The following is a 24,830-nucleotide window of genomic DNA, read 5'->3' on the forward strand; positions in this document are numbered from 1 at the left end:
TGCTATCCCCTCCCTCCGCCGCGACAACCCCCCCCCCCCCCCCCCCCCCCCCCCCCCCCCCCCCCCCCCCCCCCCCCCCCCCCCCCCCCCCCCCCCCCACGGTGCGCGGGGCGTCAGCGGTTGCTGTTCGCCCCACGGCGGCGCAGGCCGAAGAAGACCGCGCCGCCACCGACGGCGACCAGGGCCGCCGCGATGCCGACGATCACGCCGGTGTTGGAGTTGGCGCCGGTCTCGGCGAGGTTGGACTCACCGGCCGCCGGGGACGGGGCGTTGCTCGGCACGGCCGCCGGTGCGGTGCTCTCGCTCTTCGCGGGTTCCGGGGCCGACGTGGACGGTGCCGGGGCCGGCGTCTCCGTCTCCTCGGCCGGGGTGGAGGAGCTCTCCGACGGGGTCGGGGACGGTGTGTCCTCCGTCTTGCAGGGGGTCGACGGGGTCACGAGGTTCGGCTTGATGTCCTCGTCGACGTACTGTTCGGCCCTGACGTGGATGCGGTACTCGGCGTTCGGCTTCCAGTCCGCGGCGAACGTGATGGTGCTGCCTTCGCGCGAGCCCCTGACCACCTGCTCACCGATCTTCTCGGCGTCTGAGCCCTTGTTCTGCAGGTAGACGGTGACGGTGGCCGGGATGCCGGCGGGGTCCACGTCGGTGACGGTGATGACACCCTTGTCGCCCTCGCACTTGGCGGCGGCGGAGAACTCGCTGATGTCGCAGGCGAGGGCGTTGCCGGCGGCGCCGACCGCCAGGGCCACCGAGGCGGAGGCGACGCCGAGGGCGCGAACGCTACGGCGTGAGGCCGTGCGACTGATGAGGGACAGGACTGCCACGTTTGTCCTTACGGGAGCGCTGATGCGGGGGGTGAAGTGGGTGCTGACGCGTGATGACGCGGCGTCGGCACACCCACGAGCCTCACTGGTTTATAAGTGGTTCATAAGCAGTGTCAACGCATGGGCCCGTCAAGGGTGTTGGCTTTGCCGTCTCATTAACCGCCGAGACGTTTCGGTGCCCTGGAAGCCTTCCCGGTCCGCCACCGGTGGCCCACCCGCAGGCAGGCCCGCGGGTGGATCAGCCCTGGACCGCCGCCGGGTCCATCCACACGACCTCGAAGGTGTGGCCGTCCAGGTCGTCGAAGGCGCGGCCGTACATGAAACCGAGGTCCTGGGTCTCGCCGGAGACCGAGCCGCCGGCCGCGACCGCCTTCTCCACCAGCTCGTCGACCTTCTCGCGGCTCTCGGCGCTCAGTGCGATCAGCACCTCGCTGGACTTCGTCGAGTCCACGATCTCCTTCTTCGTGAACTCGCGGTACTTCTGCGGAGTGTGCACCATCACGACGATGGTCTCGCTGAGCGGGATCGAAGCGGTGGTGTCGTCGCTGAACTGGGCGTTGATCTCGTAACCCAGCTCGGTGAAGAACTTCCTCGAGGCGTCGAGGTCGTTGGTGGCCAGGTTCACGAAGATCATCTGCTGGTACATGAGGGCCTCTCCCGTCGGTGTACTGCTGTGGTCATGCCGTTCGAAGGGTTAGACGCCAAGGGCACCCGGAACTCATCGCCGGTTCGCGGATTTCCTGGAACTTTCTCCGAGGTCCGTACGGGAGTCCGTACCGGGGTGCGTGCGGGGGCCGGTACAGCGCCGGTACAGGGCCGGTACGGGGGTCAGCGGGCCAGCGGCAGCGACGCCAGCTCCGCGACGATCAGGGTCAGCGGGCCGAAAAGGGCGAACAGGGCGGCGGCGCGTACGGCGGCGGCGGCGCGCAGCGTCGCCGGGGGCGCGCCCAGCCGCAGCAGGGCGTCCGTGGTCTCGGCGCGGGCGTGTTTGGCCTCGACGGCCGCGGTGAGGAGGGTGGCCACCGTGCAGCCGGCCACGAGGAGGGCGCCGAAGACGCTCAGCGGGCCGAGGACCGGCCCGCCGGTGTCGTACAGCGTGGCGGCGACGTAGGCGGCGGAGGCCACGGCGCAGACGACGCCGAGGGGGCGGCCGATGCGGTTCGACTCGTCCATGAGGACACGGCCGGCCAGGAGGCGCAGGGCGCCGGGCCGGGCCGCCTGCAGCAGGCGGCCGCACAGGTGGGTGAGGCCGGGGCCGGCCAGGGCGAGGCCCAGCGCGGTGACGGCCCAGCCGATGAGGACGCCGGCGGAGGGGGCGGTGTCGGGGGTGGTGGCTGTGCCGCCGGCGTAGGTCTCGACGGCGAGGCCGAGGGTGAGCACGGCGATGCCCCAGGGGAGGGCGGCGGTGTTCTGGAGGCCGGGCGCGGTGTCGGTCGCGGCGGTGGGTGCGGTGTCGGGGGAGGCGTCGGTCGTGGAGCCGGGGGCGGTGTCGGTCGTGGGGCCGGGGGCGGCGTCCGGCGCCGGCCGGGGTGTGTCTGTCGTGGCTGGGGGGAGGGTGGCACCGGCCCGCGTCGGCAGGAGGCCGCCTCCCGGCGGGACGGGTGCGGCCCCAGCGGGACGACTGTCCGCGGGCCGGACGGGCCGAGCGGCTCCGCCTGCCGCCGGGGCCGCGGCCCAGCGGGCACCGAAGCGGCCGTACGCCCCGAAGGTCTCGCGGGCCGTGCCCCAGCCGTACGCGCCGAAGCGGCCGTAGCCGCGTGAGCCGGCGGGCGGGGCGGAGCGGGGATCGCGGGGGCGCAGCGTCACCGCGACCGCCGCCGACGCCGCGGCCGGTGCCAGGGTCAGCAGGGTCAGTGCCGCCGGGCCGGGGAGGCGGTGGCCGACGGCGAGGGAGTCGGCCGTGACGCCGCCGAAGGGCAGGCCGGCCAGGTCGCCGCGCAGATGGAGGAAGACGAGCAGGGCCACCACCGAGCCGAGCGTGCCGGACAGGGCCGTGGTCGTCACCGAGACGGCCATCAGCCGGCCGGGACCCAGACCGATCGCCGACAGCCCCGGGCGGGGCCGGGTACCGGGATCGGTGCGGGCCACGGCGACGGCGAGGTACACCGTGGCGGCGAGGGGCGCCGCGCACCAGGCCAGGCGGAGGGCGGAGGCGCCGGGTGCGTCCGGGTGGGTCATCGCGTGGCCGAGGGCGCACAGCAGCAGGAAGCCCGTGCCCGCCGAGGCCACCGCGACCAGCAGGCGGCGCAGTTGGACGGCGAGGTGGGCGGCGCGGGTCAGGCGGAGAGCGAGCACGCCGCCCGGCCTTCCGTTCCGGAGGCCCCGGTGGCCTCGGTGGCCACCGCGGTCTCGGCGACCGGGGGGAGGTGCAGGGTCCGCACCCGCCGTCCGTCCAGCAGCGCCACCGTGCGGTCCGCGAGGGCGGCGGTCCGCGCGTCGTGCGTGGCGAGGAGGACGGTGATGCCGTGCGAGCGGGCCGCGGTGGTGAGGGTCCGCAGGACGCGGGCGCGGTCGGCCCGGTGGAGGGGGGCCGTCGGCTCGTCGGCGAAGAGGACCGCGGGGGCGGCGGCGAGCGCGCGGGCGATGCAGACGTGCTGCCGCTCGGCCTGCTGGAGTTCGGCCGGGCGCCGGCGGGCCTTGTCGCCGACGTCGAGGCGTTCCAGCCATTCCAGGGCGGCGGTCTTGGCCCGGCGCCGGCCGGTGCCGCGCAGCATGAGGGGGAGGGCGGCGTTCTCCCAGGCGTTGAGTTCCGGGACGAGCACGGGGGCGGGGTCGATCCAGCAGAAGCGGTCGCGGCGCAGTCGCTCGCGGCGGAGCGGGCCCATGGTGTGCACCGGCACGCCGTCGAACCACACCTCGCCGTCCTGCGGCCGGGCCAGCCCGGCCAGACACCGCAGCAGCGTGGTCTTGCCGCTGCCGCGCGGGCCGCTCACGGCGACGATCTCGCCCTCGCGGACACCGAGCGACACGCCTTGCAGCGCGGGGGAGCCGTCGTGGTGCTGGAAGTGCAGGGCGCGGGCGCAGAGCACGTCGTGGTCCGGCGGGGCCTCCATGGGCGTACACCTCGGTTCTGATCAGAAGTACCGTGCTGATTGCCTCGTACGGGGGAACGAAGGTGAGGACCGGAGAGCACGGGCCTGGTCGCGCGGAGAGTCCGCTGTGGACAGCGCGTCGCGAGAACCGAGCACGTGCTACCACCTCCCTGGCGGTTGTGCCGACCCGGGCTGGTCTCGACCCGGCTGGTGCTGATCGCCTGGGACTCGGCCGTTCGCCGGGCGACGGGGCGGTGTGAGGCGGAGATCCCTGTCGTCCAGCGAGGGGGAGGAGTCCAAGGGCACGCTAGGCAGTCCCCGCGGGGAGGCCGGACAGCACGCGGCCCCGGGCCGCCGTGTCTCACTCGAACGGGCGGTACCGGGGCCGGTGATGATCAGCCAGAAGGATGATCGGAGCGGGCCTGGATCAGAGCTTCGTCCACGCCTCCGTCAGCGTGGCGCGCAGGATCTGCTCGATCTCGTCGAAGGTCTCCTGGTTGGAGATCAGCGGCGGGGCGAGCTGGATGACCGGGTCGCCGCGGTCGTCGGCACGGCAGTACAGGCCGTTCTCGAAGAGCTTCTTGGAGAGGAAGCCGTACAGGACGCGCTCGGTCTCCTCGTCGTTGAAGGACTCCTTGGTGGCCTTGTCCTTGACCAGCTCGATGCCGTAGAAGAAGCCGTTGCCGCGGACGTCGCCGACGATCGGCAGGTCGTGCAGCTTCTCCAGGGTCGCGCGGAACGCGCCCTCGTTGTCGAGTACGTGCTGGTTGAGGCCCTCGCGCTCGAACAGGTCGAGGTTGGCGAGGCCGACCGCGGCGGAGACCGGGTGACCGCCGAAGGTGTAGCCGTGCAGGAAGGTGTTGTCGCCCTTGTAGAACGGCTCGGCCAGGCGGTCGGAGATGACGCACGCGCCGATCGGGGAGTAGCCCGAGGTCATGCCCTTGGCGCAGGTGATCATGTCCGGGACGTAGCCGAACTTGTCGCAGGCGAACGTCGTGCCCAGGCGGCCGAAGGCGCAGATGACCTCGTCCGACACGAGCAGCACGTCGTACTGGTCGCAGATCTCGCGCACCCGCTGGAAGTAGCCGGGCGGGGGCGGGAAGCAGCCGCCGGCGTTCTGCACGGGCTCCAGGAAGACGGCCGCGACCGTGTCCGGGCCCTCGAACAGGATCTGCTGCTCGATCTGGTCGGCGGCCCAGCGGCCGAAGGCCTCCGGGTCGTCGCCGAAGAGCGGGGCGCGGTAGATGTTGGTGTTCGGCACCTTGTGCGCGCCCGGGACGAGCGGCTCGAACGGCGCCTTCAGGGCGGGCAGGCCGGTGATGGACAGGGCGCCCTGCGGGGTGCCGTGGTAGGCGACCGCGCGCGATATGACCTTGTACTTGGTCGGCTTGCCGGTCAGCTTGAAGTACTGCTTGGCGAGCTTCCAGGCGGTCTCGACCGCCTCTCCGCCACCGGTGGTGAAGAAGACCTTGTTGAGGTCCCCGGGGGCCTCGTTCGCCAGGCGCTCGGCCAGCTCGACGGCCTTGGGGTGGGCGTAGGACCACACCGGGAAGAAGGCGAGCTCCTGCGCCTGCTTGGCCGCGGCCTCCGCCAGCTCCGTGCGGCCGTGTCCGGCCTGGACCACGAACAGGCCGGCGAGACCGTCGAGGTAGCGCTTGCCCTTGTCGTCGTAGATGTGGGTGCCCTCACCGCGGACGATGGTGGGGACGGGGGCGTTCTCGTACGACGACATGCGGGTGAAGTGCATCCACAGGTGGTCGTAGGCGGTCCTGCTGAGGTCCTTGGGGCTGTCGGTGCTCACGATTATCGGGTTCCCCACATGTAGGTCTGCTTCTTGAGCTTGAGGTAGACGAAGCTCTCGGTGGAGCGCACTCCGGGGACGGCCCGGATGCGTTTGTTGATGACGTCCAGAAGGTGGTCGTCGTCCTCGCAGACGACCTCCACCATCAGGTCGAAGGAGCCCGCGGTCATCACCACGTACTCGCACTCGGACATGGCCGTCACCGCGTCGGCGACGGACTCCACGTCGCCCTCGACACGGACGCCGACCATCGCCTGCCGGCGGAAGCCCACGGTGAGCGGGTCCGTGACGGCGACGATCTGCATCACGCCCTGGTCGAGCAGTTTCTGGACGCGCTGGCGCACGGCCGCCTCCGACAGGCCCACGGCCTTGCCGATGGCGGCGTACGGCCGGCGGCCGTCCTCCTGGAGCTGCTCGATGATGGCGAGTGAGACGGCGTCCAACTGGGGACCGCCGTTCCTGGACTCGCGGGAGTCCTTCTGGTCTGCGCTTCGACTGGCCACGGCTTCACTGTGCACGACGTATCGACAGTTTCGCAAGGTCGGATCGATGAAATCCGTTGTCTGGGTCGCAAACTGCTGCGGATTTCGCATCCCAGCGGCGACCGGGGGTGTTGAAAACGTGGGGTCTGCGTCTAGGGTGGGTGTCTCAGTGTTTGGACACGAGCGACGCCAGCGAGGTCCGAACCCGAGAGACCGAAGTAGACACCGAACTTGGAGGGCCGGCAGTGAGCACCGAGCTGCGTCGTCTGCGCAACTACATCGACGGTGAGTTCCGGGACGCCGCCGACGGACGGACCACGGAGGTGGTCAACCCCGCCACGGGCGAGGCCTACGCGACGGCCCCCCTGTCCGGGCAGGCGGACGTGGACGCCGCCATGGCCGCCGCCGCCGCGGCCTTCCCGGCCTGGCGCGACACCACCCCGGCCGAGCGGCAGAAGGCCCTGCTGAAGATCGCGGACGCGTTCGAGGAGCGCGCCGAGGAGCTCATCGCGGCCGAGGTGGAGAACACGGGCAAGCCCATCGGGCTGACCCGCTCCGAGGAGATCCCGCCGATGGTCGACCAGATCCGCTTCTTCGCGGGCGCGGCGCGGATGCTGGAGGGGCGGGCCGCCGGTGAGTACATGGAGGGCCTGACCTCCATGATCCGCCGCGAGCCGATCGGGGTCTGCGCGCAGGTCGCGCCGTGGAACTACCCGATGATGATGGCCGTGTGGAAGTTCGCCCCGGCGCTCGCCGCGGGCAACACGGTCGTCCTGAAGCCCTCGGACACCACCCCCGCGTCCACGGCCCTGATGGCCGACATCATCGGCTCGATCGTGCCCAAGGGAGTCTTCAACGTCGTCTGCGGCGACCGTGACACCGGCCGCCTGATGGTCGAGCACGAGACCCCGGCGATGGCCTCCATCACCGGCTCGGTGCGGGCCGGCATGTCGGTCGCCGAGTCGGCGTCGAAGGACCTCAAGCGGGTCCACCTGGAGCTGGGCGGCAAGGCCCCGGTCGTCGTCTTCGAGGACACCGACATCCCCAAGGCCGTCGCGGGCATCTCGGAGGCGGGCTACTTCAACGCCGGCCAGGACTGCACCGCGGCCACCCGCGTGCTGGTCCACGAGTCGGTCCACGACGAGTTCGTGAGCGCGCTCGCGAAGGCCGCGTCCGAGATCAGGACCGGTCAGCCGGACGACGAGGACGTCATGTACGGCCCGCTCAACAACCCGAACCAGCTCAAGCAGGTCACCGGGTTCATCGAGCGGCTCCCCGCCCACGCCAAGGTCGAGGCGGGCGGCCACCAGGTCGGCGACAAGGGCTACTTCTACGCCCCGACCGTCGTCTCCGGCCTCAAGCAGGACGACGAGATCATCCAGAACGAGGTCTTCGGCCCCGTCATCACCGTCCAGTCCTTCCGTGACGAGGACCAGGCGGTCGAGTGGGCCAACGGCGTCGATTACGCGCTGGCCTCCTCGGTGTGGACCAAGGACCACGGCCGCGCCATGCGGATGTCCAAGCGGCTGGACTTCGGCTGCGTGTGGATCAACACCCACATCCCGCTGGTCGCCGAGATGCCGCACGGCGGCTTCAAGAAGTCCGGCTACGGCAAGGACCTGTCGGGTTACGGCTTCGAGGACTACACCCGGATCAAGCACGTGATGACGTCGCTGGACGGCTGACGCCCCGGCTCGTGCGCGGCCCCGGACGGGAACCCCGGTCCGGGGCCGCACCGCGTGGACCGGGAACCCGTGCCGGTCGACAGGGTGTCGGGCCTGGACGGACCCGCTCGACGCAGCGTCGGTTGTCCGGGTGAACGCGGGCGCGGGATCCTTCGTGCCATGCCCCTGCCCCCGAAGACGCCCTCGCTCTCCCGCCGTACCCTGCTGCGCGGCCTGGGCGGCTCCGCCGCGCTCGGCGCACTGGCCGGCTGCGGCGTACCGGCCGCCTACGTCGCACCGGGCGACCGCGCCGCCACCGACCGGTCCGCCACCGAGAGGCGGCTGACCTGGGCGAACTGGCCGCTGTACATCGACACCGACGACGAGCGTCCGAGCCGGCGGCCCACGCTGGAGGCGTTCGAGAACGAGACGGGCATCTCCGTCGAGTACATCGAGGAGATCAACGACAACGACGAGTTCTTCGGCAAGATCAGCCCGTTCCTGATGAACCACCAGCCCACCGACCGCGACCTGATCGTCATCAGCGACTGGATGTGCGGGCGGTTCGTCCGGCTCGGCTGGGTCCAGGAGATGGACCGCTCCCGCCGGCCGAACGTCACCGAGTACCTGGACCCGCTGCTGCGTTCGCCCGCCTTCGACCCGGGCCGGAGGTTCACCGTGCCCTGGCAGTCCGGCATCACCGGCATCGCGTACAACCGCCGCAGGCTCGGCCGGGAGATCCGGCACGTGTCCGACCTGTGGGCGGCCGACCTCAAGGGCCGGGTGACCCTGCTGTCCGGCATGGACGAGGCGTTCGCGCTGCTGATGCAGGGCGACGGCGTCGACATCACCGACTGGACGGCGGACGACTTCCACGCGATGTGCGACCGGGTGGAGGAGCAGGTGGGGAAGGGCCAGATCCGCCGCTTCACCGGCAACGACTACATCAAGGACCTCGCCGGCGGCGACGTGCTGGCCTGCCAGGCCTACTCCGGTGACGTGATCCAGCTCCAGGCGGACGACCCGGACATCGAGTTCGTCGTACCCGAGGAGGGTGCCGAGCTGTGGTCGGAGTCCCTGATGATCCCCAACCTGGCCCGCCACAAGGCCAACGCCGAGCGGCTGATCGACTACTACTACCAGCCGGAGGTCGCCGCCGAGCTGGCCGCGTGGGTCAACTACGTCTGCCCCGTCCCCGCCGCCCAGGACGTGCTCGCCTCCTCCGACGACGAGGAGACCGCCGCCCTGGCCGAGGACCCGCTGATCTTCCCGGACTCGGCGATGCGCGAGCGGCTGGCGATCGCGCGGGACATCGGGGCGGGGGAGCGGTCGGAGTTCGCGAAGCGGTGGAACGGGATCGTCGGTGCGTAGCAGACTGACCGGTGTGGTGAATTCACCGGGTGATGAAGAGGTCGGCGCGGCGGTCACGATCGGGCTGCTGGCCGCCTGGGCGCTGCACGACGTCGAGGAACTGGCGACCGTGCCGGGCTGGTGGCGGCGTGAGCTGCCCGCCCTGCGCGAGCGGTTCCCCACCGTGCCGGAGGCCGTGTGGCGGCGGGCCGGGTCGGTCGACGGGCGGGAGTTCGCGCTGGCGGTCGGGGCGATGACCGCGGTCGTGGCCGCCGCGTCCGCCGCGGGCCGGCTCACCGGCGGCCGGTCGGCCGCGTACCAGGCGGCGCTGAACGCCTTCGGTCTGCACGGCCTGGTCCACCTGGCCCAGGCGGCACTGGTGCGCGGCTACACGCCCGGGTCCGCGACCTCGCCCCTCGTCGTCGTGCCGTTCGCGCTCTGGGCCCGCCACCGGCTGCGCCGCGCCGGTGTCCTGCGCGCCACGCGCCCGCGCGACCTCGCCGTGGGGCTCGGCTTCGCGGGCGCGGCGACGGTCGGGGCGCACGCGGTGGCGCGGCGGCTGACGGGGGCTACTTCAGCGCGGCCGAGGTGATCGCGTCGAGGACCGGGTTCCGTTCCGCGCTCTTGGCGTCCGTGGCGTTGACCGAGTAGACGAGGGTGCGGCTCAGGTCGCGGGTGCCGCCGATGGCCGCGCTGTATCCGTAGCGGGACCCCGACTTGCCCCAGAAGACCTCGCCGTCGACCTCCTGGTACTCCAGCCCCGCGCTGCGCCGCGCGCCCGGAACGCCCGCCGGGGGCGTGAACATCTCCTCCAGCTCCGGCTGCGGCACGATCTTCCCCCGGAACAGCGTGGTGAGCAGCTTCTCCAGGTCGGCGGTGGTGGAGATCATGTCGCCGGCCGCCCAGCGGTCCGCCTGGTTCCACTCGGTCACGTCGAGGAGCTTCGTCGTGCCGTCCGGCTGGGCCACCGCCTGGTAGCCCCGGTTGTGCGGGCCCCGGATCCGGGGGTCCGTGCCCGGGAAGTACGTGTGGTGCATGCCGGCCGGGCGCAGGACCAGGCGCGTGGCCGAGGAGGCGTACGAGTGCCCCGTGACCTTCTCGATCAGCAGGCCGAGGATCGTGTAGTTGATGTTCAGGTACTGCTGCCGCTTCCCCGGGGTGAAGTCCTCCGGTCCCTTGGCGATCGCCGACGCCGCGACCCGCTGCGGGGTGAGGGCTTCAAAGCGGTGTGCGTACACCTCCGCGAAGTCGTCGCCGAGACCGTCGCCCGGCTTGATGCCGCTGGTGTGGTTCAGCAGTTGGCGTACGCTGATCGGCTGCTCGAACTCGGGTGTGAACAGGTCGGGAAGGTAGCCCTGCACCGGCGCGTCCAGGTCGATCTCGTCCTGCGCCGCGAGCCGCAGGACGGTGGCGGCGGTGACGACCTTGGTGATCGAACCGGCCCGGAAGCGGGCGTTGGAGTGGGCCGGCCGGTCACCGGCCAGGTCGCGCACGCCCGCGCTGCCCTGCCAGTCGCCGTCGGGGGTGCCGACCCGCACGAGGGCGGCGGTGGCGTGCTGGTTCGGGAGCCCGGCGAGGGCGGCGCGCAGCGCTGCCTCGTTCGGCCCGTCCTGGACGGCGGATCTGGATGCCGCGGCGGGCGGCGCGGCGAACGCCGGGGCCGCCAACGGGCCGGCGGCCAGGGCGAGGACCACGGAGGCGGCGAGGACGGAGTGGGTGCGGGCACGCATCGACTGCTCCAGGGGTGAGGGCGGTTGCGGCGGAAGGATCGTTGATCATCCTTGTGCGCCGCGCCCTCTGGCGGATCGTCGGTGAGTAGGGTGCCCGCCCCGTAGCCGGACTCGGGGAACTCCACTACGAGAAACGGGAGTTGTTCGGGTCATCCCTTACGGGGCCGGGCGGCTCCGTTGCCGTCGCGCAGCGCGCACAGTGTGTCGATGCGGTTGGTGGTGATCGAGTCGACGCCCAGCGCGATCAGCCGGCGCATGGAGCGCCGGGTGTCCGGGGTCCACACCGACAGCAGGCAGCCGTCGCCGTGGACCCGCTCGGCCAAGGCCTGGTTCACCAGCCCGAACCGGTAGTTGAGCCACTTCGGCCGCACCGCCGCCAGCAGCGCGGGCCGGGGCGGTGCCCCCGTCGTCCAGGTCATCGCGATCTCGGCGGCGGGATCGGCGGCGCGCACGGCGAGCATGGCCGCGGCGCCGGCCGTGTAGTACACGCGGTCCTGGGCCCCGCACTCGCGGACCACGTCCACGATGCGCCGGACCGCCCGCTCGCCCGGCCCGCCCGGCAGGTCGAGCATCAGCCGGCTGCCGTCGGTCGCGGCCAGCGCCTCCGCGAGCGTCGGCACCCGGCCGTCCGTCAGCCCGCGCACCTCCTCCGCCGACAGGGAGCGCAGCGGCCGGTCGTGCTGCCACAGGCGTTTCAGCGTCTCGTCGTGAAGCAGCACGGGCACACCGTCGCGGGTGAGGCGTACGTCGGTCTCGACCGCGTCCGCGCCGCGGCCGAGGGCGGAGCGCAGCGACTCGATCGTGTTCTCGCGGTACCGGTACGGGTCGCCGCGGTGGGCCACGGCGGTCACGTCGCGTGAGGCGTCCATGAGGGCGTCCCGCCTCAGGAGGAGAGCCAGGCGGCGGTGTACGTGTCGATCTCGTCCCTGATCCTCGCCTTGCCGGGCACGTCGAGGAAGGACGCCTCGACCGCGTTCTTCGCCAGGTCGGCGAGTCCCCGCTCGTCGAGGTCGAGGAGCCGGGCGGCGACCGCGTACTCGTTGTTGAGGTCGGTGCCGAACATCGGCGGGTCGTCGGAGTTGACGGTCACCAGGACGCCGGCGCGCGTGAACTCCTTGATGGGGTGCTCGTCCAGGGTGCGCACCGCGCGGGTGGCGATGTTCGAGGTCGGGCACACCTCCAGCGGGATGCGCCGCTCGGCGAGGTGCGCCAGCAGCTTCGGGTCCTGGGCGGAGCTGGTGCCGTGCCCGACGCGTTCGGCGCGCAGGTCGGTGAGGGCGTCCCACACCGTCTGCGGGCCGGTGGTCTCGCCGGCGTGCGGCACCGAGTGCAGTCCGGCGGCGATCGCCCGGTCGAAGTACGGCTTGAACTGGGGCCGCGGCACCCCGATCTCGGGCCCGCCGAGCCCGAAGGAGACCAGGCCCTCGGGGCGCAGCCGGTCGTCGGTGGCGAGCCGCGTCGTCTCCTCGGCGGACTCCAGGCCGGCTTCGCCGGGGATGTCGAAGCACCAGCGCAGTACGGTCCCGAACTCGGCCTCGGCCGCCTTGCGGGCGTCCTCGATCGCGTCCATGAAGGCGCCCTCGTCGATGCCGCGCCGGGTGGAGGAGAACGGGGTGATGGTCAGCTCGGCGTAGCGCACCTGCTGCCGGGCCATGTCCCGGGCCACCTCGTACGTCAGCAGCCGTACGTCCTCCGGGGTGCGGATCAGGTCGACGACGGACAGGTACACGTCGATGAAGTGCGCGAAATCCGTGAACTGGAAGTAGTCGACCAGGGCCTCGGGGTCGGTGGGGACCTTGGAGTCGGGGTGGCGCGCGGCCAGTTCCGAGACGATGCGCGGGGAGGCGGAGCCGACGTGGTGGACGTGCAGTTCGGCCTTGGGCAGACCGGCGATGAAGGCGTGCAGATCGCGCGGGACGTCGGGGTCGACGAGGTGCTCGGTCATGGGTTCCTCCCCGGAACGGGCGCCCCGGGCCGGCGCGGGCCGGCGGGACGCGGGTGATCGGCTGATCGGTGGGTCGGGGATCATCGTAGGCCGGTCTCACGCCGGACGGCCCGGGACCGTAGCATGACGGGCACGATCGACCCAGGGGGACAACAGCATGTCGGACACAGCGCAGCCGGGTGAGGGCTCCGCCGGTGCTCACAATCCATGGGCGGCCCCCGAGGACAGGCCGTCGCCGGCCAAGGGCCACGCCGTCCCGGGGCAGCCGCAGGAGCCGGTCCGGCCACCCGCCGGAGCCGGGCCGTTCGGGCAGCCGCAACCGCCGTCCGTGCACGACCAGGCGACGGTCACGGGGATGCCGACCGGCGGCATGGCGATGCCTGCCGCCGGGTTCGCCGCTCCCGCGGACAGGGTGCCGCCTCCGCCGATCGCGCCCGGCGGTCCGGGTGTCCCGGGCGCCCCGGGCGGGTACGGCTATCCCGGTTACCCCCAGGGGTACGGCTGGCCCGGCGCTCCGATGCCTCCGCAGAACGGCATGGGCACCGCGGCGATGGTGCTGGGCATCCTCGCCTGCACCCTGTTCTGCCTGTACGGCGTGGTCTCCCTGGTGCTCGGTGTCCTCGCCGTGGTCTTCGGGGTCAAGGGACGCCGGAGGGCCGAGCGCGGCGAGGCCAACAACCACGGTCAGGCGCAGGCCGGTTTCGTCATGGGCATCGTCGGGATCGTCCTCGGGATCGTCGTGATCGCTCTGATCGCCGTCGGGATCACCGCCGCGATCAACGACGAGTCGGACTACGACGACCCCTACTACGGCGCCGGCCGCCCGGCGGCGACAGCTGCGCCGGCGCACGATTCGGCCGCGCTGTGGCAACTGTGACGCCGCTGCCGCTGCCGCTGCCGCTGCCGCTGCCGTCGGCCGGTTCGCCGGACTCCGCGAGCGTCGTCAGCGTCGGCTGACCTTCGCGGGCTCCGAACGCCCTCCGCCCTTCGGGGGCTCCGAGCGCTGCCCGACCTTCGGAAGGCTCCGAGCGCCCTGTGAACGTCGAGGCCCCATGAGCGCCCGCCGAGCTGGCAAGGGCCAGCGGGCCCGTGAGCCGTTGGAGGTCAGCGAGCCGCTGAGCCGACGAGGGTCAGCGGGCCGGAGCGCCGGACGAAGGGGGCGGCCCCGGGGACGCCCTCGGGTCGCTCTCCCGCAGCAGCCCCCGTGCCGCCATCAGCGCGAACCCCAGCAGATTCGGCCCCCGCCACCGCTCCGGGTCCGTCGCCGCCTCGTCGTCGGCGGCCAGGCCGATGCCCCACACCCGGTCCACGGGACTCGCCTCCACCAGCACCCTCTCGCCCGTGTTCAGCAGGAACGCGCGCAGCGCCGGGTCCGAGGCGAACTTGTGGACGCTGCCCTCGACGACGATCCGGAACCGCTCCCGCTCCCACACCGCCTCGTCGAAGCCGCGCACCAGCCGCCCCGCCTTCTTGGCCACGGCGGGATGATCAGCCGCCAGCACCCGCCGCTCGGCCTCCGCGTCCTCGAAGAGCCGGGCCTTGGCCGCCATCATCCAGTGCTCCGCCGTCGCGTACCCCACCCCGGACACGGTGAACGGCGACGGCCACCACTGGCTCAGACAGCTCGGCCCGATCCGGCCGTCCGGAAGCGGCCGGTGCCCCCAGAAGCACAGGTACTTGATCCTGGCGCCCGCACGGACCCGCTCGCGCAGCGCTTCCCTGCTGCCGATCGGCTCCGTCGCCCCCGTGACCCTCTCCATGCACGCGAGTCTGGCACGCGCCACTGACACTCCGTCCGTCCTTTTCCGTGGCGACTCGACACCTGGTCGACAGATTCCGTCGCGTAACCAAATGGCAACAACGGAATCACTTGTTGGAGGTCTGGTGCTCTGTCAGGATCGGCACTCACATCGAGCCTGAGCCACGCCGGCCCCCGTCACGGGGAGACCGAGGAGAGCCGACATGCACAGCCCGGACCACGCCACCGCGGACCGATTCCCGGCCCAGGACCGCTTCTCGGAGGGGGCCCAGTACATCGCGGGCCGTCTGACGAAGGGTACTTCCGGACGCGCGCACACGGTCGTCGACCCGGCGACCGGCGAGGACGTCCTCACCTACGAGCTCGCCGGTCCCGACGACGTCGACGCGGCCGTCGCCGCCGCGCGCAAGGCGTTCCCCGGCTGGGCCGGCGCCACCCCGGGGGAGCGTTCCGACGCCCTGCACCGGTTCGCCGCCGTCCTCGCCGACCGCGCCGAGGACTTCGCCCGTGCGGAGTCCCTGCAGTGCGGGAAGCCGCTGAAGCTGACCCGTGAGTTCGACGTGCCGGGCACGGTCGACAACGCCTCCTTCTTCGCGGGTGCCGCCCGGCAGTTGCAGGGCCAGTCGGCGGGGGAGTACTCCGGCGACCACACCTCGTACGTGCGCCGCGAGCCGATCGGCGTCGTCGGGTCGATCGCGCCCTGGAACTACCCCCTCCAGATGGCCGCCTGGAAGATCCTGCCGGCGATCGCCGCGGGCAACACCATCGTGCTGAAGCCCGCCGAGATCACGCCGTTGACCTCCCTGATGTTCGCCCAGGCGGCGACCGCGGCCGGCATCCCCGACGGCGTGATCAACATCGTCAGCGGGACCGGACGGGAGGCCGGCGAGCACCTCGTCGGCCACCCGGACGTCGCCATGACCTCCTTCACCGGCTCCACCGCCGTCGGCAAGCGCGTCGCCGAGGTCGCCACGGCCACCGTCAAGCGCCTCCACCTGGAGCTCGGCGGCAAGGCGCCCTTCCTCGTCTTCGACGACGCCGACCTCGACGCCGCCGTCAACGGAGCCGTGGCGGGCGCCCTCATCAACACCGGCCAGGACTGCACGGCCGCCACGCGCGCGTACGTGCAGCGGCCCCTCTACGAGGCGTTCGTCGAGAGGACCGCCGCCCTCATGGACACCGTCCGCGTCGGCGACCCCTTCGCTCCCGGCACCGACCTCGGACCGCTGGTCAGCCACGTCCAGCGGGACCGCGTCGCCGGCTTCGTCGACCGGGCCCGCTCCTACGCGCGCGTGGTGTGCGGCGGCGAGGCACCGCGGGGCGACCTGAAGGACGGCGCCTACTACCGGCCCACCCTCATCGCCGACGCCGCCCAGGACAGCGAGGCCGTCCAGTCCGAGATCTTCGGGCCGGTCCTGGTCGTCCTGCCCTTCGACACCGACGACGAGGGCATCCGGCTGGCCAACGACACCCCGTACGGGCTCGCCGCCTCCGCCTGGAGCCGGGACGTGTACCGGGCGAACCGCGCCACCCGCGAGATCAAGGCGGGCTGCGTGTGGATCAACGACCACATCCCGATCATCAGCGAGATGCCGCACGGCGGATACCAGGCGTCCGGCTTCGGCAAGGACATGTCCGCCTACTCCTTCGAGGAGTACACGCAGGTCAAGCACGTCATGTTCGACAACACCGCGGTGGCGGCCAAGGACTGGCACCGCACCGTCTTCGGGGACCGATAGTCACGACGAGAGGCCGCCGACCACGGCCGAGACACCCGAAAGGGCAACCACGCGCATGGAGCAGTACGAGCCCGACCGCCTGTCCCCGGCCCGAGCGGCCGCCATGCGGCGCAGTTTCACCAGCGGCAGGGCCGCGCTCACCCGCCGCTCACTGCTGCGCGCCTCCGCGGGCGGCGCGCTCGCGGTCGGCGGCCTCGGCACGCTGAGCGCCTGCGGCATCCCGCCGGCCGGCAAGACCGAGGGCGGGGTGTCGTCCGACGACCGGTCCAAGGAGGAGAAGGAGGTCTCCTTCTCCAACTGGACCGAGTACATGGACATCGACGAGAGCGGCCGGCGACACCCCACGCTGGAGGCGTTCACGAAGCGCACCGGCGTCAAGGTCAAGTACACCGAGGACATCAACGACAACGGTGAGTTCTTCGGCAAGATCCAGCCGCAGCTCTCCGCCGGGCAGGAGACCGGGCGCGACATCATCGTGCTCACCGACTGGCTCGCCGCCCGGCTGATCCGCCTCGGCTGGGTCCAGAAACTGGACCCGGCCAACCTGCCGCACGCCTTCGCCAACCTGTCGCCGCAGTTCCGCAACCCCGACTGGGACCCGGGCCGCGCCTACTCGTACCCCTGGCAGGGCATCTCCACCGTCATCGCCTACAACAAGAAGGCGCTGGACGGCGTCGAGGTGAAGACGGTCTCCGACCTGCTCGACAACCCCAAGCTCAAGGGCCGCGTCGGCTTCCTCACGGAGATGCGCGACACCGTCGGCATGGTGCTGCTCGACATGGGCAAGGACCCGGCCCGCTTCTCCGACGACGACTACGACGCGGCGATCGCCCGGCTCCAGAAGGGCGTCGACAGCGGCCAGATACGCCGCTTCACCGGCAACGACTACACCGCCGACATCAGCAAGGGCGACTTCGCGGCCTGCTTGGCCTGGGCCGGGGACGTGGTCCAGCTCAAGGCGGACAACCCGGACGTCGACTTCGTCATCCCGGACAGCGGATACATCACGTCCAGCGACAACATGCTGGTCCCCAACAAGGCGCGCCACAAGACGAACGCCGAGCGGCTCATCGACTACTACTACGAGCCGGGGCCGGCCGCCGAACTCGCCGCCTACATCAACTTCGTCTGTCCCGTCGACGGTGTGAAGGACGAGCTTGCGAAGATCGACGAGGACGCGGCGAACAATCCGCTGATCATTCCCGACCAGGCCATGCAGGCCCTCTCCCGTGCCTTCTGCTCACTGAGTCCGAAGGAAGAGACGGCCTACGAAGAGAAGTTCGCGAAGCTCACTGGGGCGTGACGACGATGACGACGACGAATACGACGAAGACCCAGCCGGACGCGACGGACCGCGGCGGCGACGTCCGCCTCGCCGGCATCAGCAAGACCTACGGCTCCTTCACCGCCGTGCACCCGCTCGACCTGACCGTGCCCCAGGGTTCCTTCTTCGCCCTGCTCGGCGCCTCCGGCTGCGGCAAGACCACCACCCTGCGCATGATCGCCGGACTGGAGGAGCCCAGCGGCGGCACCGTCCACCTCGGCGACCAGGACGTGACCGCGCTCCCGCCGTACAAACGGCCGGTCAACACGGTCTTCCAGTCCTACGCCCTCTTCCCGCACCTCGACATCTTCGAGAACGTCGCCTTCGGCCTTCGCCGGCGCGGCATCAAGAGCGTGAAGAAGCAGGTCGGGGAGATGCTCGACCTCGTCCAGCTCGGCGAGCAGGCCCGCAAGAAGCCGCACCAGCTCTCCGGCGGCCAGCAGCAGCGCGTCGCCGTCGCCCGCGCCCTGATCAACCACCCCAAGGTGCTCCTCCTCGACGAACCGCTCGGCGCCCTCGACCTCAAGCTGCGCCGCCAGATGCAGCTGGAGCTCAAGCGCATCCAGACCGAGGTCGGCATCACCTTCGTGCACGTCACGCACGACCAGGAGGAGGCCATGACGATGGCCGACCAGGTCGCCGTGATGAACGCCGGCCGGGTCGAGCAGCTGGGCGCCCCCGCCGACCTGTACGAGAACCCGCGGACCACCTTCGTCGCCAACTTCCTCGGCACCTCCAACCTCATCGAGGCAGAGGTCGACACCCGCAGCGGCGACAGTGACGACGTAGCGGTGAAGGCGGCCGGCGACAAGCTGGTCCTGCCCGGCGCCCGGTGTTCCGCGCCGGCCCGGGCGGGCGGCAGGGTACTGGTGGGCGTACGCCCGGAGAAGATCGGCATCACCCACGCGGACGACGCCGGCTCCGTCCCCGAGGGCCGCAACCGCATCACCGGCCGGATCCGCAGCACCAGTTTCATCGGCGTCTCCACGCAGTACGTGGTCGACTGCGCGGCCTGCCCCGAGTTCGAGGTCTACGCCCAGAACATCGACCGCGACGCCCGCCTCGCCCCCGGCGCCGACGTCGTCCTGCACTGGAACCCGGCGCACACCTTCGGCCTGGACGCCACCCAGGACATCGACGCGGGCGTCGCCGAGGGCGAGGCCGCCTGATGTCCACCCTCACCGAGGCGCCACCACCGCTCTCCCCGCCCGCGCCGGAGCAGAAGCCCCCGCGCAAGAGGGGCCGCTGGACGCCGTACTGGCTGCTGCTGCCCGGCATCCTGTGGCTGGTCGTCTTCTTCGCCGCGCCCATGATCTACCAGGCCTCCACCTCCGTGCAGACGGGCTCGTTGGAGGAGGGCTACAAGGTCACCTGGCACTTCGTCACCTACTGGGACGCGGTGTCCGAGTACTGGCCGCAGTTCCTGCGCTCGGTCGCCTACGCGGCCTCCGCGACCGTGCTGTGCCTGCTGCTCGGCTATCCGCTCGCCTACCTGATCGCGTTCCGCGCGGGCCGCTGGCGCAACCTGATCATGATCCTGGTGATCGCGCCGTTCTTCACCAGCTTCCTGATCCGCACCCTGGCCTGGAAGACGATCCTCGCGGACGGCGGGCCGGTGGTCGGCGTCCTGAACACGCTGCACGTCCTGGACGTCACCAGCTGGCTCGGCTGGACGGCCGGCGACCGCGTGCTGGCCACACCGCTCGCGGTGGTCTGCGGTCTGACGTACAACTTCCTCCCCTTCATGATCCTTCCGCTGTACACGTCACTGGAGCGCATCGACGGCCGGCTGCACGAGGCGGCCGGCGATCTGTACGCCAAGCCGTCCACGGTCTTCCGCAGGGTCACCTTCCCGCTGTCGATGCCGGGCGTCGTCTCCGGGACGCTGCTGACCTTCATCCCGGCCACCGGCGACTACGTCAACGCCTCCCTGCTGGGCTCGGCCGACACCGGCATGATCGGCAACGTCATCCAGTCCCAGTTCCTGCGGGTGCTGGACTATCCGACGGCGGCGGCCCTCTCCTTCGTCCTGATGGCCGCGATTCTCGCCATGGTCACCTTCTACATCCGCAAGTCCGGCACGGAGGATCTGGTTTAGATGGCCTTCGTCAACTGGTTCAAGCGCAATCTGGTCGTCATCGCCGGACTGCTGACGCTCGCCTATCTCCTGCTGCCCAACATCGTCGTCACGGTGTTCTCGTTCAACAAACCGAACGGGCGCTTCAACTACGAATGGCAGCGGTTCTCCACGGACGCCTGGAAGGACCCGTGCGGCGTCGCCGGACTGTGCGGCTCCCTGTCGCTCAGCCTCCAGATCGCCTTCTGGGCGACGCTCGGCGCCACCGTGCTCGGCACGGCGATCGCCTTCGCACTGGTCCGCTACCGCTTCCGCGCCCGCGGCGCGATCAACTCGCTGATCTTCCTGCCGATGGCGATGCCCGAGGTCGTGATGGCCGCCTCGCTGCTCACCCTGTTCCTCAACATGGGTGCCCGGCTCGGCTTCTGGACGGTCCTGATCGCCCACATCATGTTCTGCCTCAGCTTCGTGGTGACCGCCGTGAAGGCGCGCGTGATGTCGATGGACCCGAGGCTGGAGCAGGCCGCGCAGGACCTGTACGCCGGCCCCTTCCAGACCTTCGTCCGCGTCACGCTGCCCATCGCGGCCCCCGGGATCGCCGCCGGCGCGCTGCTCGCCTTCGCGCTCTCCTTCGACGATTTCATCATCACCAATTTCAACGCGGGTTCCACCGTCACCTTCCCCATGTTCGTCTGGGGATCGGCCCAGCGCGGCACGCCCGTCCAGATCAACGTCGTCGGCACGGCCATGTTCGTGATCGCCGTGCTGTTCGTCCTGGCCTCCATGGCCATCGGCAACCGCCGAAACCGCCGCAAGGTGTAGTGCGTTCCGTACCGCATTCGTAGGGAGTTGAAATCATGGCCCCGAGCGCCATGAGTCGCAGCAACGACTGGACGAAATCCCTCTCCGACGCCCAGCCGGTCCCGTACTGGCTGGACGACCCCGGCCGCCCCCGCCCACAGCCCGCCCTCACCGGACCCGAGACCTGTGACCTGCTGGTCGTCGGCGGCGGCTACAGCGGACTGTGGACCGCGCTGATCGCCAAGGAGCGCGACCCCGGCCGGGACGTGGTGCTGCTGGAGGGCCGGGAGGTGGGCTGGGCCGCCTCCGGCCGCAACGGCGGCTTCTGCGCCGCCTCCCTCACCCACGGCCTGTCCAACGGCCTCACCCGCTGGCCCGACGAGATCCACCGGCTGGAGGAACTGGGCGTCCGCAACCTCGACGCGATCGAGACGGCGGTCGCCCGCCACCGCCTCGACTGCGACTTCGAGCGCACCGGCGAGATCGACGTCGCGACGGAGGAGTACCAGGCCCGCGAGCTCAAGGGCTGGTACGAGCAGATCCGCGCCAAGGGCCTCGCCGACGGCGTCGAGTACCTGGACGCCGATGCGGTACGGGAACAGGTCGACTCCCCGACCTTCCGCGCGGGCCTGTACGACCGCCGGGGCGTGGCCATGGTCAACCCCGCCAAGCTCGCCTGGGGCCTCCGGCGAGCCTGCCTCGACCTCGGTGTCCGCGTGTACGAGCACACGCCGGCGCTCACCCTGCGGCCGTACGGCGCCGGCATGGCCGTACGCACCCCGTACGGCGGGGTCCGCGCCCGTACGGTCGCGCTCGGCACCAACATCTTCCCGAACCTGGTCCGCAGGGTGCGCTCCTACACCGTCCCGGTCTACGACTACGCCCTGATGACCGAACCGCTCACCAACGCGCGACTGGCCTCGGTCGGCTGGAAGAACCGCCAGGGCCTAGGGGACAGCGCCAACCAGTTCCACTACTTCCGGCTCTCCGCCGACAACCGCGTCCTGTGGGGCGGCTACGACGCGATCTACCCGTACGGCGGCCGGGTGCGCGCCGAGTACGACGACCGCCCGCAGACCTACGCCAAGCTCGCCGGACACTTCTTCACCTGCTTCCCGCAGCTGGAGGGCGTCCGCTTCACCCACGCCTGGGGCGGCGCGATCGACACCTGCTCCCGCTTCTCGGCGTTCTTCGGCACCGCGCACCAGGGGAAGGTCGCCTACGCGGCCGGTTACACCGGACTCGGCGTGGGCGCGACCCGGTTCGGCGCCGAGGTGATGCTCGACCTGCTGTCGGGCGAGCGCACCGAGCGCACCGAGCTGGAGATGGTCCGCAGGAAGCCGCTGCCGTTCCCGCCGGAACCCTTCGCCTGGACCGGCATCGCGCTCACCAAGTGGTCGCTGGCCCGCGCGGACGCGCACGGCGGCCGGCGCAACCTGTGGCTGCGGACGATGGACAGGCTGGGGCTCGGCTTCGACAGCTGAGCCGCGTCCGGGGGCGCAGGCGTGCCCGCGTGGTCATGGCACCGGGCTCGTCTGCGTGGTCATGGCACCGGGGTCGCCTGCGTGGTCATGGCACCGGGCCCGTCTGCGTGGTCACCGGGCTCGCCTGCGTGGTCATGGCACCGGGCCCGTCTGCGTGGTCATGGCACCGGGCCCGCCTGCGCGGTCACGGCACCGGGCCCGCCCGCGTGGTCACGGCACCCGGCCCGCCTGCGAGGCGTGATGGCGCGGCGCTCCACGAGGACCGGTCCGGGAACGGGGAGTTCACGGACCGGTGCGCGGCGTTCCAGGAGGCATTCGGCGCGTACTCCGGCCGACCGGCGGTGAGTTCCGGCGGGCGACCGGTGCGACGCCGGCCAGCAGCACCGCCCCCAGGCACCAACTGGCCACCACGTCCAGCGGCCAGTGGTAACCCCGGCGCACCAGCCCGTAGGAGGCACCGAGGACCAGGACCACGCAGAGCACGACGAGCACACGGCGGACGGCCGGCGAGCGCAGCGGACCCAGGAGCAGCAGCGCCGCCGCGCCGTACGCGACGACCGCGGTGGCGGTGTGGCCGGAGGGGTAGTAGCCGACGGCCGGAGGCACGGCAGGGGTGCCGGGGCGGTCGGTCCACGCCTTCAGCGGGGCGACCAGCGCCGGCACCAGGACCATCGCCAGGGCCCCGGCGAGCGGCGGCAGCCACCAGCGGTCCGCACCATGGGCGCGCCCGTGCCATGCGACGTAAACCAGGGCGAGGGCGAGGACGGGCACCGCCACCTGCACGTTGCCGAGGTCGGCCAGCAGTTCGGAGAACCGGTCCGGGTGGACGAGCGCCCTGCTCAGCCGCTCGTCCACTCCGGTCAGCGGGCCGTCGGCGACGACCTGCCAGGTGATCAGCGCGAAGAGGAGGACGGGCAGCCCGACCAGGGCGGACCGTGTGCGAGGGCGGGGGGAGACCGGCATGGCGCCCAGCTTCGCAGGCCCGCCGGCGCGAAACACCGAAGGGCCGGCACGAGGGGGGAGTGCGCCGACCCTTCGGTGAACCACCGTCCCGGGTGCCGAAACGGCCGTCCTGACCGGAACGCCGCGCGCCCCGGGGGGTGTGGGGCGGGCGACCGTCCGATCGGTGAGGAGACCCGGAGCCCTCGGGTTCCGGTTGTGTGCGCGAGGCACGACCAGGTCGAAGCTGGGGAGGCCTCGGCCTGAGATGCCGCCCACAGTCCCCTGTGGGCGGGGTGTATCTCTCATCTGCGTAGAACCTACGACAGGGGGGTGCGCTCAGGACAGGGCCATCGGTGTCCTGCCATCCACCTCGCACACGTTCTTCACACGCTCTGCGGTTCGCCGCGCCAGGCGTGCGAAACGCAGCTCAGATGCGCGTTCGGGCGCTCGCTCAGGTGCTCGGTCGGGTGCCTCTTCACGTGCTCGGGCGGGTACCCCGAGTACCTCTGCACGTGCGCGGTCAGATGCGGGCGAAGCCCTGCTCGATGATGTCGAGGCCCTCGTTCAGCAGGTCCTCGCCGATCACCAGCGGCGGCAGGAAGCGCAGCACGTTGCCGTAGGTGCCACAGGTCAGGACCAGCAGGCCCTCGGCGTGGCAGGCCTTGGCCAGCGCGGCGGTCGCCTCGGGGTTCGGCTCCTTGGTGCCGCGGTCCTTGACCAGCTCGATCGCGATCATCGCGCCGCGGCCCCGGACGTCGCCGATGACGTCGAACTTCTCGGCCATGGCGGTGAGGCGGGACTTCATGATCGCCTCGATGTTCTTCGCCCTGGCGTTGAGGTCCAGCTCCTTCATCGTCTCGATGGCGCCGAGCGCACCGGCGCAGGCCACCGGGTTGCCGCCGTAGGTGCCGCCGAGGCCGCCGGCGTGCGCGGCGTCCATGATCTCGGCGCGGCCGGTGACCGCGGCGAGCGGCAGACCGCCCGCGATGCCCTTCGCCGTGGTGATCAGGTCCGGGACGATGCCCTCGTCCTCGCAGGCGAACCACTGGCCGGTGCGGCAGAAGCCGGACTGGATCTCGTCGGCGACGAAGACGATGCCGTTGGCCTTCGCGAACTCGCTGATCGCGGGCAGGAAGCCCTTGGCCGGCTCGATGAAGCCGCCCTCGCCGAGCACCGGCTCGATGATGATCGCGGCCACGTTCTCCGCGCCGACCTGCTTGGTGATCTGGTCGATCGCCTGCGCGGCGGCCTCCGGGCCGGCGTTCTCGGCACCGGTCGGCCAGCGGTAGCCGTAGGCGACCGGGACGCGGTACACCTCGGGCGCGAAGGGACCGAAGCCGTGCTTGTACGGCATGTTCTTCGCGGTCAGCGCCATCGTGAGGTTGGTCCGGCCGTGGTAGCCGTGGTCGAAGACGACGACCGCCTGCCGCTTGGTGTACGCGCGGGCGATCTTCACGGCGTTCTCGACCGCCTCGGCGCCGCTGTTGAACAGCGCCGACTTCTTGGCGTGGTCGCCCGGGGTCAGCTCGGCCAGCGCCTCGGCGACGGCGACGTAGCCCTCGTACGGCGTCACCATGAAACAGGTGTGGGTGAAGTCGGCCAGCTGCGCGGACGCCCTGCGTACGACGGCCTCGGCGGAGGCGCCGACGGAGGTCACCGCGATGCCGGAACCGAAGTCGATCAGGCGGTTGCCGTCGACGTCCTCGATGACGCCGCCGGCGGCGCGCGTGACGAAGACCGGCAGCGTGGAGCCCACACCCTGCGCGACCACGGCCGTGCGGCGGGCCTGCAGCTCCTGCGACTTCGGGCCGGGGATGGCGGTGACGACGCGGCGCTCCTGCGGAAGGGCGGTCATGGGGGCTCCTGGGGTCTTGCG

22 protein-coding genes are annotated in these 24,830 nt (G+C 71.5%); 10 read left to right on the plus strand and 12 right to left on the minus strand.

From position 1 onward, the window contains the following. Positions 1 to 113: 113 nt before the first annotated feature. The 6 genes from ACZ7G3_RS32430 to ACZ7G3_RS32455 form a co-directional block, all read right to left on the minus strand. Positions 114 to 824 (minus strand): LAETG motif-containing sortase-dependent surface protein, encoded by a 711-nt coding sequence (locus ACZ7G3_RS32430; RefSeq protein ID WP_426600160.1) that lies wholly within the window; start codon positions 822 to 824, stop codon positions 114 to 116. Between the two features lie 238 nt (positions 825 to 1,062). Then, complete coding sequence (locus ACZ7G3_RS32435) at positions 1,063 to 1,470, minus strand: VOC family protein (RefSeq protein WP_426522026.1); 408 nt, start codon at positions 1,468 to 1,470, stop codon at positions 1,063 to 1,065. A 182-nt stretch (positions 1,471 to 1,652) separates the two neighbouring features. Next, a complete protein-coding gene (locus ACZ7G3_RS32440; protein WP_470929956.1) occupies positions 1,653 to 3,119 on the minus strand; it encodes a hypothetical protein in 1,467 nt (488 codons plus the stop codon). Next, positions 3,101 to 3,877: an ABC transporter ATP-binding protein gene (locus ACZ7G3_RS32445; RefSeq protein ID WP_470929958.1), complete on the minus strand. Its 777-nt coding sequence runs from the start codon at positions 3,875 to 3,877 to the stop codon at positions 3,101 to 3,103. Before ACZ7G3_RS32445 ends, ACZ7G3_RS32440 begins: the two co-directional genes overlap by 19 nt. A 406-nt stretch (positions 3,878 to 4,283) precedes the next feature. Further along, positions 4,284 to 5,657, minus strand: coding sequence for an aspartate aminotransferase family protein (locus tag ACZ7G3_RS32450; protein WP_426600157.1), 1,374 nt, complete (start codon positions 5,655 to 5,657; stop codon positions 4,284 to 4,286). Between the two features lie 2 nt (positions 5,658 to 5,659). Then, positions 5,660 to 6,175 (minus strand): Lrp/AsnC family transcriptional regulator, encoded by a 516-nt coding sequence (locus tag ACZ7G3_RS32455; RefSeq protein WP_351398245.1) that lies wholly within the window; start codon positions 6,173 to 6,175, stop codon positions 5,660 to 5,662. Positions 6,176 to 6,384: 209 nt separating this feature from the next. Between ACZ7G3_RS32455 and ACZ7G3_RS32460 the strand changes: the two genes are divergently transcribed. From ACZ7G3_RS32460 to ACZ7G3_RS32470, 3 genes are all read left to right on the plus strand, one after another. Beyond that, complete coding sequence (locus tag ACZ7G3_RS32460) at positions 6,385 to 7,824, plus strand: gamma-aminobutyraldehyde dehydrogenase (protein WP_470929960.1); 1,440 nt, start codon at positions 6,385 to 6,387, stop codon at positions 7,822 to 7,824. Between the two features lie 159 nt (positions 7,825 to 7,983). Further along, positions 7,984 to 9,174, plus strand: coding sequence for an ABC transporter substrate-binding protein (locus tag ACZ7G3_RS32465; RefSeq protein WP_470929962.1), 1,191 nt, complete (start codon positions 7,984 to 7,986; stop codon positions 9,172 to 9,174). A 13-nt stretch (positions 9,175 to 9,187) separates the two neighbouring features. After that, positions 9,188 to 9,745: an HXXEE domain-containing protein gene (locus ACZ7G3_RS32470; RefSeq protein WP_470929964.1), complete on the plus strand. Its 558-nt coding sequence runs from the start codon at positions 9,188 to 9,190 to the stop codon at positions 9,743 to 9,745. Here ACZ7G3_RS32470 and ACZ7G3_RS32475 read toward each other — a convergent pair. From ACZ7G3_RS32475 to ACZ7G3_RS32485, 3 genes are all read right to left on the minus strand, one after another. After that, entirely contained in the window at positions 9,723 to 10,883 is a 1,161-nt protein-coding gene (locus tag ACZ7G3_RS32475) for a serine hydrolase domain-containing protein (protein ID WP_470929966.1), read from the minus strand. The two genes, ACZ7G3_RS32470 and ACZ7G3_RS32475, sit on opposite strands and share 23 nt — an antisense overlap. Before the next feature lie 149 nt (positions 10,884 to 11,032). Continuing rightward, the gene (locus ACZ7G3_RS32480) at positions 11,033 to 11,752 is read right to left on the minus strand and encodes a glycerophosphodiester phosphodiesterase (RefSeq protein ID WP_470929968.1); all 720 of its coding nucleotides are present in this window, start codon (positions 11,750 to 11,752) and stop codon (positions 11,033 to 11,035) included. 14 nt (positions 11,753 to 11,766) lie between these two features. After that, positions 11,767 to 12,828: an adenosine deaminase gene (locus ACZ7G3_RS32485; protein WP_426600152.1), complete on the minus strand. Its 1,062-nt coding sequence runs from the start codon at positions 12,826 to 12,828 to the stop codon at positions 11,767 to 11,769. Positions 12,829 to 12,985: 157 nt separating this feature from the next. On the opposite strand from ACZ7G3_RS32485, the gene ACZ7G3_RS32490 reads away from it, so the two are divergent. Then, positions 12,986 to 13,705, plus strand: a complete 720-nt coding sequence (locus ACZ7G3_RS32490) for a DUF4190 domain-containing protein (RefSeq protein ID WP_470929970.1) — start codon at positions 12,986 to 12,988, stop codon at positions 13,703 to 13,705. A 253-nt stretch (positions 13,706 to 13,958) separates the two neighbouring features. On the opposite strand, the gene ACZ7G3_RS32495 is transcribed toward ACZ7G3_RS32490, so the two are convergent. After that, complete coding sequence (locus ACZ7G3_RS32495; protein ID WP_470929972.1) at positions 13,959 to 14,588, minus strand: NADAR family protein; 630 nt, start codon at positions 14,586 to 14,588, stop codon at positions 13,959 to 13,961. A 202-nt stretch (positions 14,589 to 14,790) separates the two neighbouring features. Between ACZ7G3_RS32495 and ACZ7G3_RS32500 the strand changes: the two genes are divergently transcribed. From ACZ7G3_RS32500 to ACZ7G3_RS32525, 6 genes are read left to right on the plus strand one after another with little or no spacing between them, the layout of a single operon-like run. Further along, positions 14,791 to 16,326 (plus strand): gamma-aminobutyraldehyde dehydrogenase, encoded by a 1,536-nt coding sequence (locus ACZ7G3_RS32500; RefSeq protein WP_470929974.1) that lies wholly within the window; start codon positions 14,791 to 14,793, stop codon positions 16,324 to 16,326. A 55-nt stretch (positions 16,327 to 16,381) separates the two neighbouring features. After that, on the plus strand, positions 16,382 to 17,629 hold the full coding sequence (locus ACZ7G3_RS32505; protein ID WP_470929976.1) for a polyamine ABC transporter substrate-binding protein: 1,248 nt from the start codon (positions 16,382 to 16,384) through the stop codon (positions 17,627 to 17,629). 5 nt (positions 17,630 to 17,634) lie between these two features. Beyond that, the gene (locus ACZ7G3_RS32510; RefSeq protein WP_470929978.1) at positions 17,635 to 18,819 is read left to right on the plus strand and encodes an ABC transporter ATP-binding protein; all 1,185 of its coding nucleotides are present in this window, start codon (positions 17,635 to 17,637) and stop codon (positions 18,817 to 18,819) included. Next, a complete protein-coding gene (locus ACZ7G3_RS32515; RefSeq protein ID WP_470929980.1) occupies positions 18,819 to 19,748 on the plus strand; it encodes an ABC transporter permease in 930 nt (309 codons plus the stop codon). Before ACZ7G3_RS32510 ends, ACZ7G3_RS32515 begins: the two co-directional genes overlap by 1 nt. Next, positions 19,749 to 20,549, plus strand: coding sequence for an ABC transporter permease (locus ACZ7G3_RS32520; protein WP_470929982.1), 801 nt, complete (start codon positions 19,749 to 19,751; stop codon positions 20,547 to 20,549). A 35-nt stretch (positions 20,550 to 20,584) separates the two neighbouring features. Next, a complete protein-coding gene (locus tag ACZ7G3_RS32525) occupies positions 20,585 to 22,012 on the plus strand; it encodes an NAD(P)/FAD-dependent oxidoreductase (protein ID WP_470929984.1) in 1,428 nt (475 codons plus the stop codon). 282 nt (positions 22,013 to 22,294) lie between these two features. Here ACZ7G3_RS32525 and ACZ7G3_RS32530 read toward each other — a convergent pair whose 3' ends face one another. Then, positions 22,295 to 22,975: a phosphatase PAP2 family protein gene (locus tag ACZ7G3_RS32530; RefSeq protein WP_470929986.1), complete on the minus strand. Its 681-nt coding sequence runs from the start codon at positions 22,973 to 22,975 to the stop codon at positions 22,295 to 22,297. A gap of 499 nt (positions 22,976 to 23,474) precedes the next feature. After that, the gene (gabT, locus tag ACZ7G3_RS32535; protein ID WP_426600142.1) at positions 23,475 to 24,809 is read right to left on the minus strand and encodes a 4-aminobutyrate--2-oxoglutarate transaminase; all 1,335 of its coding nucleotides are present in this window, start codon (positions 24,807 to 24,809) and stop codon (positions 23,475 to 23,477) included. Between the last annotated feature and the right edge of the window lie 21 nt (positions 24,810 to 24,830).

It is taken from the genome of Streptomyces sp. NPDC037271 (genome assembly GCF_055603605.1).

Coding starts and splice junctions, on each gene's coding strand:
- gabT (WP_426600142.1), bottom strand. CDS start 24,809: ATGACCGCCCTTCCGCAGGAGCGCCGCGTCGTCACCGCCATCCCCGGC.
- ACZ7G3_RS32435 (WP_426522026.1), bottom strand. CDS start 1,470: ATGTACCAGCAGATGATCTTCGTGAACCTGGCCACCAACGACCTCGAC.
- ACZ7G3_RS32490 (WP_470929970.1), top strand. CDS start 12,986: ATGTCGGACACAGCGCAGCCGGGTGAGGGCTCCGCCGGTGCTCACAAT.
- ACZ7G3_RS32485 (WP_426600152.1), bottom strand. CDS start 12,828: ATGACCGAGCACCTCGTCGACCCCGACGTCCCGCGCGATCTGCACGCC.
- ACZ7G3_RS32500 (WP_470929974.1), top strand. CDS start 14,791: ATGCACAGCCCGGACCACGCCACCGCGGACCGATTCCCGGCCCAGGAC.
- ACZ7G3_RS32475 (WP_470929966.1), bottom strand. CDS start 10,883: ATGCGTGCCCGCACCCACTCCGTCCTCGCCGCCTCCGTGGTCCTCGCC.
- ACZ7G3_RS32515 (WP_470929980.1), top strand. CDS start 18,819: ATGTCCACCCTCACCGAGGCGCCACCACCGCTCTCCCCGCCCGCGCCG.
- ACZ7G3_RS32495 (WP_470929972.1), bottom strand. CDS start 14,588: ATGGAGAGGGTCACGGGGGCGACGGAGCCGATCGGCAGCAGGGAAGCG.
- ACZ7G3_RS32510 (WP_470929978.1), top strand. CDS start 17,635: ATGACGACGACGAATACGACGAAGACCCAGCCGGACGCGACGGACCGC.
- ACZ7G3_RS32480 (WP_470929968.1), bottom strand. CDS start 11,752: ATGGACGCCTCACGCGACGTGACCGCCGTGGCCCACCGCGGCGACCCG.
- ACZ7G3_RS32530 (WP_470929986.1), bottom strand. CDS start 22,975: ATGCCGGTCTCCCCCCGCCCTCGCACACGGTCCGCCCTGGTCGGGCTG.
- ACZ7G3_RS32520 (WP_470929982.1), top strand. CDS start 19,749: ATGGCCTTCGTCAACTGGTTCAAGCGCAATCTGGTCGTCATCGCCGGA.
- ACZ7G3_RS32505 (WP_470929976.1), top strand. CDS start 16,382: ATGGAGCAGTACGAGCCCGACCGCCTGTCCCCGGCCCGAGCGGCCGCC.
- ACZ7G3_RS32445 (WP_470929958.1), bottom strand. CDS start 3,877: ATGGAGGCCCCGCCGGACCACGACGTGCTCTGCGCCCGCGCCCTGCAC.
- ACZ7G3_RS32465 (WP_470929962.1), top strand. CDS start 7,984: ATGCCCCTGCCCCCGAAGACGCCCTCGCTCTCCCGCCGTACCCTGCTG.
- ACZ7G3_RS32525 (WP_470929984.1), top strand. CDS start 20,585: ATGGCCCCGAGCGCCATGAGTCGCAGCAACGACTGGACGAAATCCCTC.